Annotated in this window: 24 protein-coding genes; all 24 read left to right on the plus strand. The window is 58.3% G+C overall.

All coding sequences use genetic code 11. The features are described 5' to 3' along the window. Positions 1-4 precede the first annotated feature (4 nt). The 24 genes from rplV (at position 5) to bfr (ending at position 12,844) form a co-directional block, all read left to right on the plus strand. A complete protein-coding gene (rplV, locus tag ACY8GK_RS18190) occupies positions 5-337 on the plus strand; it encodes a 50S ribosomal protein L22 (protein WP_003304070.1) in 333 nt (110 codons plus the stop codon). Between the two features lie 13 nt (positions 338-350). Further along, the gene (gene rpsC / locus ACY8GK_RS18195; RefSeq protein ID WP_060392311.1) at positions 351-1,037 is read left to right on the plus strand and encodes a 30S ribosomal protein S3; all 687 of its coding nucleotides are present in this window, start codon (positions 351-353) and stop codon (positions 1,035-1,037) included. Positions 1,038-1,049: 12 nt separating this feature from the next. Then, positions 1,050-1,463: a 50S ribosomal protein L16 gene (rplP, locus tag ACY8GK_RS18200; RefSeq protein WP_009397508.1), complete on the plus strand. Its 414-nt coding sequence runs from the start codon at positions 1,050-1,052 to the stop codon at positions 1,461-1,463. Then, the gene (gene rpmC, locus ACY8GK_RS18205; RefSeq protein ID WP_002555481.1) at positions 1,463-1,654 is read left to right on the plus strand and encodes a 50S ribosomal protein L29; all 192 of its coding nucleotides are present in this window, start codon (positions 1,463-1,465) and stop codon (positions 1,652-1,654) included. Before rplP ends, rpmC begins: the two co-directional genes overlap by 1 nt. A gap of 2 nt (positions 1,655-1,656) precedes the next feature. Beyond that, the gene (gene rpsQ / locus ACY8GK_RS18210; protein ID WP_043210310.1) at positions 1,657-1,923 is read left to right on the plus strand and encodes a 30S ribosomal protein S17; all 267 of its coding nucleotides are present in this window, start codon (positions 1,657-1,659) and stop codon (positions 1,921-1,923) included. A gap of 23 nt (positions 1,924-1,946) precedes the next feature. Beyond that, a complete protein-coding gene (rplN, locus tag ACY8GK_RS18215) occupies positions 1,947-2,315 on the plus strand; it encodes a 50S ribosomal protein L14 (protein ID WP_003243907.1) in 369 nt (122 codons plus the stop codon). Positions 2,316-2,326: 11 nt separating this feature from the next. Further along, positions 2,327-2,641 carry a 50S ribosomal protein L24 gene (gene rplX / locus ACY8GK_RS18220; RefSeq protein WP_023382629.1) on the plus strand — a complete coding sequence of 105 codons (315 nt, stop codon included), beginning with the start codon at positions 2,327-2,329 and terminating at the stop codon, positions 2,639-2,641. Between the two features lie 20 nt (positions 2,642-2,661). Next, positions 2,662-3,201 carry a 50S ribosomal protein L5 gene (gene rplE, locus ACY8GK_RS18225; protein ID WP_003257095.1) on the plus strand — a complete coding sequence of 180 codons (540 nt, stop codon included), beginning with the start codon at positions 2,662-2,664 and terminating at the stop codon, positions 3,199-3,201. 13 nt (positions 3,202-3,214) lie between these two features. Next, positions 3,215-3,520, plus strand: a complete 306-nt coding sequence (gene rpsN, locus ACY8GK_RS18230) for a 30S ribosomal protein S14 (protein ID WP_196178305.1) — start codon at positions 3,215-3,217, stop codon at positions 3,518-3,520. A 209-nt stretch (positions 3,521-3,729) separates the two neighbouring features. Further along, on the plus strand, positions 3,730-4,122 hold the full coding sequence (rpsH, locus tag ACY8GK_RS18235) for a 30S ribosomal protein S8 (RefSeq protein ID WP_196178303.1): 393 nt from the start codon (positions 3,730-3,732) through the stop codon (positions 4,120-4,122). Between the two features lie 12 nt (positions 4,123-4,134). After that, positions 4,135-4,668, plus strand: a complete 534-nt coding sequence (gene rplF, locus ACY8GK_RS18240) for a 50S ribosomal protein L6 (protein WP_196178301.1) — start codon at positions 4,135-4,137, stop codon at positions 4,666-4,668. A gap of 10 nt (positions 4,669-4,678) precedes the next feature. Then, positions 4,679-5,029: a 50S ribosomal protein L18 gene (rplR, locus tag ACY8GK_RS18245; protein ID WP_011531893.1), complete on the plus strand. Its 351-nt coding sequence runs from the start codon at positions 4,679-4,681 to the stop codon at positions 5,027-5,029. Between the two features lie 3 nt (positions 5,030-5,032). Beyond that, the gene (gene rpsE / locus ACY8GK_RS18250; RefSeq protein ID WP_023382626.1) at positions 5,033-5,533 is read left to right on the plus strand and encodes a 30S ribosomal protein S5; all 501 of its coding nucleotides are present in this window, start codon (positions 5,033-5,035) and stop codon (positions 5,531-5,533) included. A 2-nt stretch (positions 5,534-5,535) separates the two neighbouring features. Beyond that, positions 5,536-5,712, plus strand: coding sequence for a 50S ribosomal protein L30 (rpmD, locus tag ACY8GK_RS18255; protein ID WP_009397493.1), 177 nt, complete (start codon positions 5,536-5,538; stop codon positions 5,710-5,712). A gap of 3 nt (positions 5,713-5,715) precedes the next feature. After that, a complete protein-coding gene (rplO, locus tag ACY8GK_RS18260) occupies positions 5,716-6,150 on the plus strand; it encodes a 50S ribosomal protein L15 (protein WP_196178299.1) in 435 nt (144 codons plus the stop codon). Further along, a complete protein-coding gene (gene secY, locus ACY8GK_RS18265) occupies positions 6,151-7,482 on the plus strand; it encodes a preprotein translocase subunit SecY (RefSeq protein ID WP_462401759.1) in 1,332 nt (443 codons plus the stop codon). It abuts the gene before it with no gap. Positions 7,483-7,510: 28 nt separating this feature from the next. Continuing rightward, positions 7,511-7,627 (plus strand): 50S ribosomal protein L36, encoded by a 117-nt coding sequence (gene rpmJ / locus ACY8GK_RS18270; protein ID WP_002555468.1) that lies wholly within the window; start codon positions 7,511-7,513, stop codon positions 7,625-7,627. Between the two features lie 131 nt (positions 7,628-7,758). After that, positions 7,759-8,115: a 30S ribosomal protein S13 gene (gene rpsM / locus ACY8GK_RS18275; protein ID WP_012316515.1), complete on the plus strand. Its 357-nt coding sequence runs from the start codon at positions 7,759-7,761 to the stop codon at positions 8,113-8,115. 18 nt (positions 8,116-8,133) lie between these two features. Then, complete coding sequence (gene rpsK / locus ACY8GK_RS18280; protein ID WP_060392320.1) at positions 8,134-8,523, plus strand: 30S ribosomal protein S11; 390 nt, start codon at positions 8,134-8,136, stop codon at positions 8,521-8,523. Positions 8,524-8,538: 15 nt separating this feature from the next. Further along, entirely contained in the window at positions 8,539-9,159 is a 621-nt protein-coding gene (rpsD, locus tag ACY8GK_RS18285; protein ID WP_181094250.1) for a 30S ribosomal protein S4, read from the plus strand. A gap of 22 nt (positions 9,160-9,181) precedes the next feature. Further along, positions 9,182-10,183: a DNA-directed RNA polymerase subunit alpha gene (locus tag ACY8GK_RS18290; RefSeq protein WP_196178294.1), complete on the plus strand. Its 1,002-nt coding sequence runs from the start codon at positions 9,182-9,184 to the stop codon at positions 10,181-10,183. A gap of 42 nt (positions 10,184-10,225) precedes the next feature. Beyond that, entirely contained in the window at positions 10,226-10,612 is a 387-nt protein-coding gene (gene rplQ, locus ACY8GK_RS18295) for a 50S ribosomal protein L17 (RefSeq protein ID WP_301423155.1), read from the plus strand. Positions 10,613-10,778: 166 nt separating this feature from the next. After that, positions 10,779-12,221, plus strand: coding sequence for a catalase (locus ACY8GK_RS18300; RefSeq protein WP_196178290.1), 1,443 nt, complete (start codon positions 10,779-10,781; stop codon positions 12,219-12,221). 158 nt (positions 12,222-12,379) lie between these two features. Beyond that, on the plus strand, positions 12,380-12,844 hold the full coding sequence (gene bfr / locus ACY8GK_RS18305) for a bacterioferritin (RefSeq protein WP_462401760.1): 465 nt from the start codon (positions 12,380-12,382) through the stop codon (positions 12,842-12,844). Positions 12,845-12,871: the final 27 nt, after the last annotated feature.

Below are 12,871 nucleotides of genomic sequence, written 5' to 3' on the forward strand. Positions count from 1 at the left end.
GGAAATGGAAGTAGCCGCTAAGTTGTCGGGCGCTCGCATCTCCGCCCAGAAAGCCCGCTTGGTCGCCGACCAGATCCGCGGGAAGAAGGTGGGCGACGCGCTCAACCTGTTGGCCTTCAGCAGCAAGAAAGCCGCTGAAATCATGAAGAAAGTCCTCGAGTCGGCCGTAGCCAACGCCGAACACAACGAAGGCGCGGACGTTGATGACCTGAAGGTCTCCACCGTCTTCGTCAACGAAGGGCGTTCGCTGAAGCGCATCATGCCGCGTGCCAAAGGCCGCGCTGATCGCATCGTCAAGCGGTCTTGCCATATCACTGTCAAGGTTGCGGACAAGTAACGGAGTCGATCAGATGGGTCAGAAAGTACATCCCACTGGCATTCGCCTGGGAATCGTCAAGGAGCACACCTCCGTCTGGTATGCAGACGGCGCTACTTACGCAGATTACCTGTTGAAGGATCTGAAAACGCGTGAGTACCTCCAAGACAAACTAAAAAGCGCGTCCGTAAGCCGCATCGATATTCATCGTCCGGCTCAAACTGCACGCATCACCATCCACACCGCTCGTCCCGGTATCGTTATCGGCAAGAAGGGTGAGGATGTCGAGAAGCTGCGTCAGGACCTGACCAAGCAGATGGGTGTGCCTGTGCACATCAACATCGAAGAGATCCGCAAGCCGGAACTCGACGCCATGCTGGTTGCGCAAAGCGTAGCTCAGCAGCTGGAGCGCCGCGTAATGTTCCGTCGCGCCATGAAGCGCGCCGTGCAGAACGCCATGCGTATTGGTGCCAAGGGCATCAAGATCCAGGTGAGCGGTCGTCTCGGCGGTGCCGAGATCGCACGTACTGAATGGTATCGCGAAGGTCGTGTGCCACTGCACACCCTGCGTGCCGATATCGACTATGCCACCTACGAAGCTCACACCACCTACGGTGTGATCGGTGTCAAGGTTTGGATCTTCAAGGGCGAAGTGATTGGTGGTCGCCAGGAAGAACTCAAGCCGCAAGCACCAGCGCCTCGTAAAAAAGCTGCTAAGTAAGGGGTACGCCAAATGTTGCAACCAAAGCGTACAAAATTCCGCAAGCAGATGACCGGCCACAACCGTGGTCTGGCCCTGCGCGGTAGCAAGGTCAGCTTCGGCGAATTCGCCCTGAAAGCTGTTGCCCGCGGTCGTCTCACCGCCCGCCAGATCGAGTCGGCACGTCGTGCTCTGACCCGTCACGTCAAGCGTGGCGGCAAGATCTGGATCCGTGTATTCCCGGACAAGCCGGTTACCAAGAAGCCTCTCGAGGTTCGTATGGGTAAAGGTAAGGGTTCCGTGGAATACTGGGTTGCCCAGATCCAGCCAGGCAAGGTCCTGTACGAGATCGAGGGTGTTTCTGAAGAGCTGGCGCGCGAGGCCTTCGCCCTGGCTGCTGCAAAGCTGCCACTCGCCACCTCCTTTGTTAAGCGGACGGTGATGTGATGAAAGCGAATGAACTTCGTGAAAAATCGGCACAGCAGCTGAACGAGCAACTGCTCGGCCTGCTGCGCGACCAGTTCAATCTGCGCATGCAGAAGGCAACTGGCCAGTTGGGGCAGTCGCACCTGCTCTCGCAAGTTAAGCGTGACATCGCTCGCGTGAAAACTGTGCTCAACCAGCAGGCAGGTAAGTGATCATGGCTGAAGCTGAAAAAACCGTCCGTACGCTGACTGGCCGTGTCGTCAGCGACAAAATGGACAAGACCATCACCGTTCTGATCGAGCGTCGCGTCAAGCACCCGATCTACGGTAAATACGTTAAGCGTTCGACCAAGCTGCACGCGCACGACGAGACCAACCAGTGCAAGATCGGCGACAAGGTTTCCATCCGTGAAACCCGTCCGCTGGCCAAGACCAAGTCCTGGGCCCTGGTTGAAGTTATCGAACGCGCTGTTGAAGTCTAAGGGCGAAGGGTCGGAGAAATTTTATGATTCAGACTCAATCCATGCTCGATGTGGCCGATAACAGCGGCGCTCGTCGCGTCATGTGCATCAAGGTGCTCGGCGGTTCCCACCGCCGCTACGCCGGCATCGGCGACATCATCAAGGTCACCGTGAAGGAAGCGATTCCGCGCGGCAAGGTCAAGAAAGGCCAGGTGATGACCGCGGTCGTCGTGCGCACCCGTCACGGTGTCCGTCGCGCCGACGGTTCCATCATTCGTTTCGACGGCAACGCTGCTGTTCTGCTGAACAACAAGCAGGAGCCGATCGGCACTCGTATCTTCGGGCCAGTGACCCGTGAACTTCGTTCCGAGAAGTTCATGAAGATCGTCTCGCTCGCCCCTGAAGTGCTCTAAGGAGATCCGACATGCAAAAGATTCGTCGTGACGACGAGATCATCGTGATCGCCGGCAAAGACAAGGGTAAGCGCGGTAAGGTGCTGAAGGTCCTCGCTGACGACCGTCTGGTCGTCGGTGGTGTGAACCTGGTCAAGCGTCATACCAAGCCTAACCCGATGGCGGGCGTACAGGGCGGTATCGTCGAGAAAGAAGCGCCTCTGCACGCTTCCAACGTTGCCATCTTCAACAGCGAAACCAACAAGGCTGACCGTGTTGGGTTCAAAGTCGAAGACGGCAAGAAAATTCGTGTCTTCAAGTCGACCCAGAAAGCGGTTGATGCTTGAACACTGCTAGGTAGAAGACAATGGCACGACTGAAAGAGATTTATCGGAACGAAATCGCTCCCAAGCTTAAGGAAGAGCTTAAGCTGTCGAACGTGATGGAAGTTCCGCGCGTAACCAAGATCACCCTGAACATGGGTCTGGGCGAAGCGATCGGTGACAAGAAAGTCATCGAGCACGCTGTGGCCGACCTGGAAAAGATCACCGGCCAGAAGCCGGTCGTGACTTTCGCTCGTAAATCCATCGCGGGCTTCAAGGTCCGTGAAGGCTGGCCGATCGGTGTCAAGGTGACCCTGCGTCGCGACAAGATGTACGAATTCCTGGACCGCCTGCTGGCGATCTCCCTGCCTCGGGTCCGCGACTTCCGCGGCCTGAATGCCAAGTCCTTCGATGGTCGTGGCAACTACAGCATGGGCGTGAAAGAGCAGATCATCTTCCCGGAAATCGATTACGACAAGATCGATGCTCTGCGCGGTTTGGACATCACCCTGACCACCACTGCTCGTTCGGATGACGAAGGCCGCGCCCTGCTGCGCGCTTTCAAATTCCCGTTCCGCAACTGACTGGAGTAGGATAATGGCCAAGAAGAGCATGAAGAACCGCGAGCTGAAGCGTCAGCTCACGGTAGCCAAGTACGCCAAGAAGCGTGCCGAGCTGAAAGCGACCATCGTCAACCTGAACGCCTCTCCTGAAGAGCGTTTCGCCGCGGTCGTCGCACTGCAGAAGCAGCCTCGCGATGCCAGCCCTGCGCGCATGCGCAACCGCTGCCGCCTGACCGGTCGTCCGCACGGCGTTTACCGCAAGTTCGGCCTGGCCCGCAACATGCTGCGTGCCGCTGCAATGCGTGGTGACGTTCCAGGTCTGGTCAAGGCCAGCTGGTAAGTCCCGGTCGCGTGTCGCCGGCAGCCGGAGGAGCGATCTTCCGACCGCCGGCGGTCTCGCAACGAAACAAGCCCCTATACGGGGCTTGTTTCGTTTCTGGCTTGTGTCTAGAATGACCGGCTCACCTGAGCCTGGGTTTTTGCCCTGCGCGATCGGGTGGTTGTGATAGCCGAGAGGCTAATATTTCTTGTATCAGGAGCATCTAGCCCATGAGTATGCAGGACCCGTTAGCGGACATGCTAACTCGCATCCGTAATGCCCAGATGGCTGAAAAGTCCGTCGTAAGCATGCCTTCCTCGTCCCTGAAGGTTGCGGTAGCCAAAGTTCTCAAAGATGAAGGCTACATCGCCGACTATCAGGTCACCAGCGAAGTCAAGCCCTCCCTGTCGATCGAGCTGAAGTACTTCGAAGGCCGTCCGGTCATCGAGGAACTCAAGCGCGCCAGCCGTCCAGGCCTGCGCCAGTACAAGTCCGTCGCAGACCTGCCGAAAGTACGTGGCGGCCTGGGCGTGTCCATCGTCTCCACCAACAAGGGTGTGATGACTGATCGTGCTGCGCGCGCTGCCGGTGTCGGCGGCGAAGTTCTGTGCACAGTGTTCTAAGGGGGGATAGGCATGTCTCGCGTCGCTAAGAACCCCGTTAAGCTGCCAGCCGGTGTCGAAATCAAGTTCGCCGGCCAACAGCTTTCGGTGAAAGGTGCCAAGGGCACCCTCGAACTGAACGTTCACTCCTCTGTTGAAGTTACCGAAGAAAGCGGCGAGCTGCGTTTCGCTGCCCGCAATGGTGACCAGCAAGCTCGTGCCATGGCCGGTACCACCCGCGCTCTGGTCAACAACATGGTCCAGGGCGTGAGCCAAGGCTTCGAGCGCAAGCTCCAGCTGGTCGGTGTTGGTTACAAGGCGCAGGCCAAGGGCAATGTCCTGAACCTGGCTCTGGGCTTCTCGCATCCAGTGGATTACGAACTGCCAGCCGGTATCACCGCTGAAACACCTAGCCAGACCGACATCCTCATCAAGGGTATCGACAAGCAGCTGGTAGGTCAGGTGGCCGCTGAAATCCGCGACTTCCGTCCGCCAGAGCCTTACAAGGGCAAGGGTGTGCGTTACGCGGACGAAGTAGTCCGTCGTAAAGAAGCCAAGAAGAAGTAGGGCCTAGCAAATGACCGACAAAAAAGTTACTCGACTGCGTCGCGCTCGCAAGGCACGCCTGAAAATGCACGAGCTCGAAGCCGTGCGTCTGTGCGTGTTCCGCTCCTCGCAGCACATCTATGCCCAGGTCATTTCGGCCGACGGCAGCAAGGTTCTGGCAAGCGCCTCGACCTTGGACAAAGAACTGCGTGATGGCGCCACCGGCAACATCGACGCGGCCACTAAGGTTGGCAAGCTGGTAGCCGAGCGCGCGAAAGCCGCTGGCGTTTCTCAAGTTGCTTTCGACCGTTCTGGCTTCAAGTACCACGGCCGCGTCAAGGCGCTGGCTGATGCTGCTCGTGAAGGCGGGCTGGAGTTCTAAGTTATGGCAAATAACGACCAAAAGCGCGACGAAGGCTACATCGAGAAGCTGGTTCAAGTTAACCGCGTTGCAAAAACCGTCAAGGGCGGCCGTATCTTCACCTTCACCGCGCTGACCGTGGTAGGTGATGGCAAGGGCCGCGTAGGCTTCGGCCGTGGCAAGTCGCGCGAAGTTCCGGCCGCGATCCAGAAAGCCATGGAAGCTGCCCGTCGCAACATGATCCAGGTCGACCTGAAGGGTACCACCCTGCAGTACGCCACCAAGGCTGCCCATGGCGCCTCGAAGGTCTACATGCAGCCGGCTTCCGAAGGTACCGGTATCATCGCGGGCGGCGCAATGCGTGCTGTCCTGGAAGTTGCTGGCGTCCAGAACGTCCTGGCCAAGTGCTACGGTTCGACCAACCCGGTGAACGTGGTCTATGCCACCTTCAAGGGTCTGAAGGCCATGCAATCTCCTGAATCCATTGCTGCCAAGCGTGGCAAGAGCGTCGAGGAGATCATCTGATCATGGCAACCGTTAAAGTAACGCTGATCAAAAGCACCGCCGGCCGCCTGCCCAACCACAAACTGTGCGTGAAGGGTCTGGGTCTGCGTCGCATCGGTCACACCGTAGAAGTCCAGGATACTCCCGAGAACCGCGGGATGATCAACAAGGCTTACTACATGCTGCGCGTCGAGGGTTAATCGATGAAACTCAATGATCTGAGTCCAGCGCCGGGTTCCCGTCGCGAAAAGCATCGTCCGGGCCGTGGTATCGGTAGCGGCTTGGGCAAGACCGGTGGCCGCGGCCACAAGGGTCAGACCTCCCGTTCCGGTGGCTCCATCGCTCCGGGCTTCGAAGGCGGTCAACAGCCGCTGCATCGTCGCCTGCCGAAATTCGGCTTCGTTTCCCTGAAGGCCATGGACCGCGCAGAAGTGCGTCTGTCCGAGCTGGCCAAGGTGGAAGGCGACCTGATCACCGTTCAGTCCCTCAAGGACGCCAACGTGATCAACCAGAACGTGCAGCGTGTGAAGATCATGCTGTCGGGCGAAGTCACTCGCGCAGTCACCATCAAGGGTATCGCCGTCACCAAGGGTGCACGTGCGGCTATCGAAGCAGCTGGCGGCAAGTTCGAGGAATAAATGGCTAAGCAAGGTGCTCTCTCTTCGCTCGGCAAGGGCGGGATGTCGGAACTCTGGGGTCGTCTGCGTTTCCTGTTCCTGGCGATCATCGTCTACCGGATAGGCGCTCACATCCCAGTACCAGGCATCAACCCGGACCGGCTGGCGGAACTGTTCCGACAGAATGAGGGGACCATTCTTAGCTTGTTCAACATGTTTTCCGGCGGTGCGCTGGAGCGCATGAGCATCTTTGCGCTGGGGATCATGCCGTATATCTCGGCATCGATCATCATGCAGCTCATGACCGCGGTCAGCCCGCAGCTGGAGCAGTTGAAGAAGGAAGGTGAAGCTGGCCGTCGCAAGATCAGCCAGTACACCCGCTACGGCACCGTGGTGCTCGCGCTGGTTCAGGCCATTGGCATGTCCATTGGCCTGGCCAACCAGGGCGTGGCGTTTTCTGCAAGCTTCGGCTTCCATTTCGTCGCTGTCGCCACCTTCGTGGCGGGCGCGATGTTCATGATGTGGCTGGGCGAGCAGATTACCGAGCGCGGTGTGGGCAACGGTATCTCGATGTTGATCTTCGCGGGTATCGTGGCCGGTCTTCCGAGAGCGATCGGGCAGTCCTTCGAGTCTGCACGCACGGGCGATATCAACATCTTCGCCCTGGTCGCGATCGGATTGCTCGCAGTAGCGATCATCGGTTTCGTGGTGTTCATCGAGCGTGGTCAGCGTCGTATCGCCGTTCATTACGCCAAGCGTCAGCAGGGCCGCAAGGTCTTCGCCGCGCAGACGAGCCACTTGCCGCTCAAGGTGAACATGGCAGGGGTCATCCCGGCCATCTTCGCCAGCAGCATTCTGCTGTTCCCGGCTTCGCTGGGTGCCTGGTTCGGTCAGTCCGAAGGTATGGGCTGGTTGCAGGACATCTCGCAGTCGATCGCTCCTGGTCAGCCGTTGAACATTCTGCTGTTTAGTGCAGGGATCATCTTCTTCTGCTATTTCTACACAGCGTTGATGTTCAACCCGAAAGACGTAGCGGAAAACCTGAAGAAGTCCGGTGCCTTTATTCCGGGCATCCGTCCTGGTGAGCAGTCGGCGCGCTACATTGATGGCGTTCTGACCCGTCTGACCATGTTCGGTGCTCTTTACATGACGGCCGTCTGCCTACTGCCCCAGTTCCTGGTGGTGGCAGCAAACGTTCCGTTCTACCTTGGCGGGACCTCGTTGCTAATCGTGGTGGTGGTTGTGATGGACTTCATGTCCCAAGTACAATCGCACCTCGTTTCGCACCAGTACGAATCCCTGATGAAGAAAGCCAACCTGAAAGGCTACGGTGGCAGCGGTCTGCTGCGCTGATAGTCCCCTAAGGTTCGAGGAGTTGGTGATGAAAGTTCGTGCATCGGTGAAAAAGCTGTGCCGCAACTGCAAGATTATTCGCCGCGAAGGTGTCGTGCGAGTTATCTGCAGCGCGGAACCGCGTCACAAGCAGCGCCAAGGCTGAGTGTGATCTGCGCTTCAAACCCAGCAGCTAGTGCGCTGCTGGGTTGATTATTCGTTTCTACAGCGATATTATCTCGCGCCCTATTTCTTGGCTTCCGGGGCGTAGGTAGCTGTCAATTGGAGTCCCACTGAATGGCCCGTATTGCAGGCGTAAACATTCCAGATAACAAGCACACTGTTATCTCGCTGACCTACATCTATGGTGTCGGTCGCACCACCGCGCAGAAAATCTGTGCGGACGCTGGCGTCAACCCAGCCGCAAAGATCAAGGATCTGAGCGACGAGCAAATCGAAACCCTGCGTGGCGAAGTCGCCAAGTTCACCACCGAAGGTGATCTGCGTCGCGACGTCAACATGAAGATCAAGCGCTTGATGGACCTGGGTTGCTACCGCGGCCTGCGTCATCGTAAAGGTCTGCCGGTCCGCGGTCAGCGTACCAAGACCAACGCACGCACCCGCAAGGGCCCGCGTAAGCCGATCCGCAAGTAATCGCCCAGGAATATAGACATGGCAAAACCTGCTGCTCGTCCTCGTAAGAAAGTCAAAAAGACAGTGGTTGATGGCATCGCCCACATCCATGCGTCTTTCAACAACACCATCGTGACCATCACCGACCGTCAGGGCAACGCTTTGTCCTGGGCGACTTCCGGTGGTTCCGGTTTCCGTGGTTCGCGCAAATCCACCCCGTTCGCAGCCCAGATCGCTGCCGAGCGCGCTGGTCAAGCTGCGCTGGAATACGGTCTGAAAAACCTCGACGTGAACGTCAAGGGTCCAGGTCCAGGTCGTGAGTCGGCTGTTCGTGCTCTGAACGGCTGTGGCTACAAGATCGCCAGCATCACCGACGTGACGCCAATCCCGCACAACGGGTGCCGTCCGCCGAAGAAGCGTCGCGTGTAATCAGGAGACAGATAAATGGCACGTTACATTGGTCCAAAATGCAAACTGTCTCGTCGTGAAGGCACTGACCTGTTCCTGAAGAGCGGCGTTCGCGCTCTGGAATCGAAGTGCAACATCGAAGCAGCTCCGGGTATCCACGGTCAGCGCCGTGGCCGTCAGTCCGACTACGGTACCCAGCTGCGCGAGAAACAGAAAGTCCGTCGTATCTACGGTGTTCTGGAGCGTCAATTCAGCGGTTACTACAAGCTGGCTGCCTCGAAGAAAGGCGCCACTGGCGAGAACCTGCTGCAACTGCTCGAGTGCCGTCTGGACAACGTCGTCTACCGTATGGGCTTCGGTTCGACTCGCGCCGAATCGCGTCAGCTGGTTTCGCACAAGGCAATCAGCGTCAACGGCAAGACCGTAAACATTCCATCCTACCAAGTTCGTCCGGGTGACGTGGTCGCGGTTCGCGAGAAGTCGTCGAACCAGCTGCGCATTGTTCAAGCCCTTGAACTGTGCGCCCAGCGTGGCCGCGTTGAGTGGGTAGACGTGGATGCTGCCAAGAAGTCGGGCGTTTTCAAGAACGTTCCTGCTCGCAGCGACCTGTCCGCCGACATCAACGAAAACCTGATTGTCGAGCTCTACTCCAAGTAAGGGCTAGAAAATAGGTGCATCCATGCAGATTTCGGTAAATGAGTTCCTGACACCCCGCCATATCGATGTGCAGGTTGTCAGTCCGACCCGCGCCAAGATCACGCTCGAGCCTCTCGAGCGTGGTTTCGGCCATACCCTGGGCAACGCGCTGCGCCGCATCCTGTTGTCCTCCATGCCTGGCTGTGCAGTAGTCGAGGCCGAGATCGACGGCGTACTCCACGAGTACTCCGCGATCGAAGGTGTACAGGAAGACGTCATTGAAATCCTGTTGAACCTGAAAGGCCTGGCTATCAAGCTGCACGGTCGTGACGAAGTTACGCTGACCTTGTCGAAAAAGGGTTCGGGGGTGGTTACCGCTGCCGATATTCAGCTGGATCACGATGTCGAGATCGTCAATCCCGATCACGTAATCGCGAACCTGGCGTCCAACGGCGCCCTGAACATGAAGCTCACCGTAGCTCGTGGTCGTGGTTACGAGCCGGCCGACTCCCGTCAGACCGACGAGGACGAAAGCCGCAGCATCGGTCGCCTCCAGTTGGACGCTTCGTTCAGCCCGGTCCGTCGTATCGCCTACGTGGTCGAGAACGCCCGTGTTGAACAGCGTACCAACCTGGACAAGCTGGTCCTCGATCTGGAGACCAACGGCACCCTGGACCCTGAAGAGGCGATCCGTCGTGCCGCTACCATCCTGCAGCAGCAACTGGCTGCGTTCGTCGACCTCAAGGGCGACAGCGAGCCGGTCGTCGTCGAGCAGGAAGACGAGATCGATCCGATCCTGCTTCGTCCGGTAGACGATCTGGAACTGACCGTACGTTCGGCCAACTGCCTGAAGGCGGAGAACATCTACTACATCGGCGACCTGATTCAGCGTACCGAAGTAGAGCTGTTGAAGACTCCGAACCTCGGCAAGAAGTCCCTGACCGAGATCAAGGACGTCCTGGCCTCCCGTGGTCTGTCTCTCGGCATGCGCCTCGACAACTGGCCGCCCGCAAGCCTTAAGAAAGACGACAAGGCGACTGCCTGATCGTCGTAATCACCGAACGTAGTGTTTGGTAAGGAATGAATCATGCGTCATCGTAAAAGTGGACGTCACCTGAGCCGTACCAGCTCTCACCGCAAGGCCATGTTCCAGAACATGGCGGTGTCGCTGTTCGAGCACGAGCTGATCAAGACTACCCTGCCGAAAGCCAAGGAGCTGCGTCGCGTTGCCGAGCCGCTGATCACCCTGGCCAAGGAAGACAGCGTTGCCAATCGTCGTCTGGCCTTCGACCGTACCCGTTCGAAGTCTGCCGTTGGCAAACTGTTCAACGATCTGGGCAAGCGCTATGCAACCCGTCAGGGCGGCTACCTGCGCATCCTGAAGTGCGGTTTCCGCGCTGGCGACAACGCGCCCATGGCGTACGTCGAGCTGGTTGATCGTCCGGTCGGCGGTGCTGTAGAAGCTGCCGAGTAAGACATCGTCTGCTACAAGAAACCGGGCTTCTGCCCGGTTTTTTGTATGCGGTGTAATTGTCTAAAGCTATTAACTTATCAGAATCAATGCATTGGTTCTCTTCGAACGCCTCATCGATACTGTTTCCAGAGCCGATTAGACGGTATTCAGAGCAAGCGGAGCGTCCATGAGCAAGATTCTAACCACCGCCAGCGGTGCCCCTGTAGCAGACAATCAGAATTCGCGTTCAGCCGGTCCTCGTGGCCCGTTGCTGCTCGACGATTTTCATCTGATCGAGAAGCTGGCGCACTTCAATCGCGAGAACATTCCGGAGCGGCGTGTCCATGCCAAGGGCTCGGGTGCCTACGGTACGTTCACCGTTACCCAAGACATCACCCGATACACCAGTGCCCGTCTGTTCGAGCGGCTCGGCAAGCAGACCGAGACCTTCCTGCGTTTCTCGACCGTCGGAGGCGAGCGTGGCTCGGCCGATACCGAGCGCGACCCACGTGGGTTCGCGGTCAAGTTCTATACCGAGGAAGGCAACTGGGATATCGTGGGCAACAACACGCCCGTGTTCTTCATCCGTGATCCGCTGAAGTTTCCGGATTTCATCCACACCCAGAAACGTCATCCACAGACCAACCTGAAGAATGCCCAGATGATGTGGGACTTCTGGTCGCACTCGCCCGAGGCGCTGCACCAGGTCACCATCCTGTTCTCGGATCGCGGCATCCCTGACGGCTACCGCCACATGCACGGCTTTGGCAGCCATACCTACAGCCTGGTCAACAGTGCCGGTGAGCGTACCTGGGTAAAGTGGCACTTCAAGACCCAGCAGGGCATCAAGAACCTCTTGCCGGCCGAAGCGGCCCGCCTCGCGGGTACCGATCCGGACTACGCCCAGCGCGACCTTTTCCAGGCCATCGAGCGTGGCGACTTCCCGCGCTGGACGGTCTGCATGCAGGTCATGAGCGAAGCCCAAGCCAATAGCCGTTCGGAAAACCCTTTCGACGTGACCAAGACCTGGTCGCAGAAGACGTTCCCGCTCATCGAGGTTGGTGTGCTGGAACTCAACCGCAACCCGCTCAACTACTTCGCCGAGGTCGAGCAGGCTACCTTTGGACCGAGCAATATGGTCCCCGGCGTCGGTCTTTCGCCCGACCGGATGCTGCAGGGGCGTGTGTTCGCCTATGCCGATGCCCATCGCTACCGCGTTGGCACCAATCACCAGCAACTGCCGGTCAATGCGCCGCGTAGCCCGATGCACAGCTACCAGCGCGACGGAGCGATGGCCTTTGGCGGCAATGGTGGCGCGGCCCCCAACTACGAGCCCAACAGCTATGCCGATGCACCGAAGCAGTCGCCACGTCACGCCGAGCCGGCGTTGGCATTGACCGGTGCCGCGGATCGTCATGATCATCGCGAGGACGGCGACTACTACAGCCACGCGGGTGCCTTGTTCCGCCTGATGAGCGAGGAGCAGCGCAGGCTGCTGATCGAGAACATTGCCGCAGCGATGGCGGGCGTCAGCCAAGAGGTGGTGCAACGGCAGCTGCAGCATTTCTTCAAGGCTGATCCAGCCTATGGACAAGGCATTGCCCAGGCGCTCGGCGTGGATCTTGCCTGAGTCGAAGTGATAAGGAGAACCGCCCTCATCTGGGCGGTTTTCAATGAATATCACTACCGTTTACCGACTTATTTCTACTCTTTTGCCTCTTTTTCAGTGACCTGAAAGCCAACCTGGTTCACACTATGGCCATCGGCTTTTACAGGAGAAGCAGGGCGATGCAAGGTCACCCGGACGTAATCGACTACCTCAACACGTTGCTGACGGGCGAACTGGCAGCACGCGACCAATACTTCATTCATTCACGGATGTACGAGGACTGGGGCCTGACCAAGCTCTACGAACGTATCAACCACGAAATGGAAGAAGAAATGCAGCACGCCGACGCGCTGATGCGGCGTATCCTCATGCTCGAGGGTACGCCACGCATGCGTGCCGACGACCTCGACGTCGGCAGTACCGTGCCCGAGATGATCGCGGCCGACCTGCGCCTGGAATACAAGGTGCGTGCGGCCTTGTGCAAGGGGATCGAGTTGTGCGAGCTGCACAAGGACTATGTCAGCCGCGACATCCTGCGACTGCAACTGGCCGACACCGAAGAAGACCACGCCTACTGGTTGGAGAAGCAGCAGGGCCTGATCAAGTCGATCGGCTTGCAGAACTACCTGCAGTCGCAGATGTAGAATCACCAGGGACCCCGCTCACCGAGC

The organism is Pseudomonas sp. Marseille-QA0332, from assembly GCF_054950175.1.

What these genes read in the sequence shown, in the direction of transcription:
- rplN (WP_003243907.1), top strand. Translation starts at nt 1,947, where the DNA reads ATGATTCAGACTCAATCCATGCTCGATGTGGCCGATAACAGCGGCGCT.
- rpsE (WP_023382626.1), top strand. Translation starts at nt 5,033, where the DNA reads ATGGCAAATAACGACCAAAAGCGCGACGAAGGCTACATCGAGAAGCTG.
- rpmJ (WP_002555468.1), top strand. Translation starts at nt 7,511, where the DNA reads ATGAAAGTTCGTGCATCGGTGAAAAAGCTGTGCCGCAACTGCAAGATT.
- rplP (WP_009397508.1), top strand. Translation starts at nt 1,050, where the DNA reads ATGTTGCAACCAAAGCGTACAAAATTCCGCAAGCAGATGACCGGCCAC.
- ACY8GK_RS18290 (WP_196178294.1), top strand. Translation starts at nt 9,182, where the DNA reads ATGCAGATTTCGGTAAATGAGTTCCTGACACCCCGCCATATCGATGTG.
- rplR (WP_011531893.1), top strand. Translation starts at nt 4,679, where the DNA reads ATGACCGACAAAAAAGTTACTCGACTGCGTCGCGCTCGCAAGGCACGC.
- rpsM (WP_012316515.1), top strand. Translation starts at nt 7,759, where the DNA reads ATGGCCCGTATTGCAGGCGTAAACATTCCAGATAACAAGCACACTGTT.
- rpsN (WP_196178305.1), top strand. Translation starts at nt 3,215, where the DNA reads ATGGCCAAGAAGAGCATGAAGAACCGCGAGCTGAAGCGTCAGCTCACG.
- rplQ (WP_301423155.1), top strand. Translation starts at nt 10,226, where the DNA reads ATGCGTCATCGTAAAAGTGGACGTCACCTGAGCCGTACCAGCTCTCAC.
- rplO (WP_196178299.1), top strand. Translation starts at nt 5,716, where the DNA reads ATGAAACTCAATGATCTGAGTCCAGCGCCGGGTTCCCGTCGCGAAAAG.
- rpsD (WP_181094250.1), top strand. Translation starts at nt 8,539, where the DNA reads ATGGCACGTTACATTGGTCCAAAATGCAAACTGTCTCGTCGTGAAGGC.
- rpmD (WP_009397493.1), top strand. Translation starts at nt 5,536, where the DNA reads ATGGCAACCGTTAAAGTAACGCTGATCAAAAGCACCGCCGGCCGCCTG.
- ACY8GK_RS18300 (WP_196178290.1), top strand. Translation starts at nt 10,779, where the DNA reads ATGAGCAAGATTCTAACCACCGCCAGCGGTGCCCCTGTAGCAGACAAT.
- rpsC (WP_060392311.1), top strand. Translation starts at nt 351, where the DNA reads ATGGGTCAGAAAGTACATCCCACTGGCATTCGCCTGGGAATCGTCAAG.
- rplX (WP_023382629.1), top strand. Translation starts at nt 2,327, where the DNA reads ATGCAAAAGATTCGTCGTGACGACGAGATCATCGTGATCGCCGGCAAA.
- secY (WP_462401759.1), top strand. Translation starts at nt 6,151, where the DNA reads ATGGCTAAGCAAGGTGCTCTCTCTTCGCTCGGCAAGGGCGGGATGTCG.
- rpsH (WP_196178303.1), top strand. Translation starts at nt 3,730, where the DNA reads ATGAGTATGCAGGACCCGTTAGCGGACATGCTAACTCGCATCCGTAAT.
- rpsK (WP_060392320.1), top strand. Translation starts at nt 8,134, where the DNA reads ATGGCAAAACCTGCTGCTCGTCCTCGTAAGAAAGTCAAAAAGACAGTG.
- bfr (WP_462401760.1), top strand. Translation starts at nt 12,380, where the DNA reads ATGCAAGGTCACCCGGACGTAATCGACTACCTCAACACGTTGCTGACG.
- rplF (WP_196178301.1), top strand. Translation starts at nt 4,135, where the DNA reads ATGTCTCGCGTCGCTAAGAACCCCGTTAAGCTGCCAGCCGGTGTCGAA.
- rplE (WP_003257095.1), top strand. Translation starts at nt 2,662, where the DNA reads ATGGCACGACTGAAAGAGATTTATCGGAACGAAATCGCTCCCAAGCTT.
- rpsQ (WP_043210310.1), top strand. Translation starts at nt 1,657, where the DNA reads ATGGCTGAAGCTGAAAAAACCGTCCGTACGCTGACTGGCCGTGTCGTC.
- rpmC (WP_002555481.1), top strand. Translation starts at nt 1,463, where the DNA reads ATGAAAGCGAATGAACTTCGTGAAAAATCGGCACAGCAGCTGAACGAG.
- rplV (WP_003304070.1), top strand. Translation starts at nt 5, where the DNA reads ATGGAAGTAGCCGCTAAGTTGTCGGGCGCTCGCATCTCCGCCCAGAAA.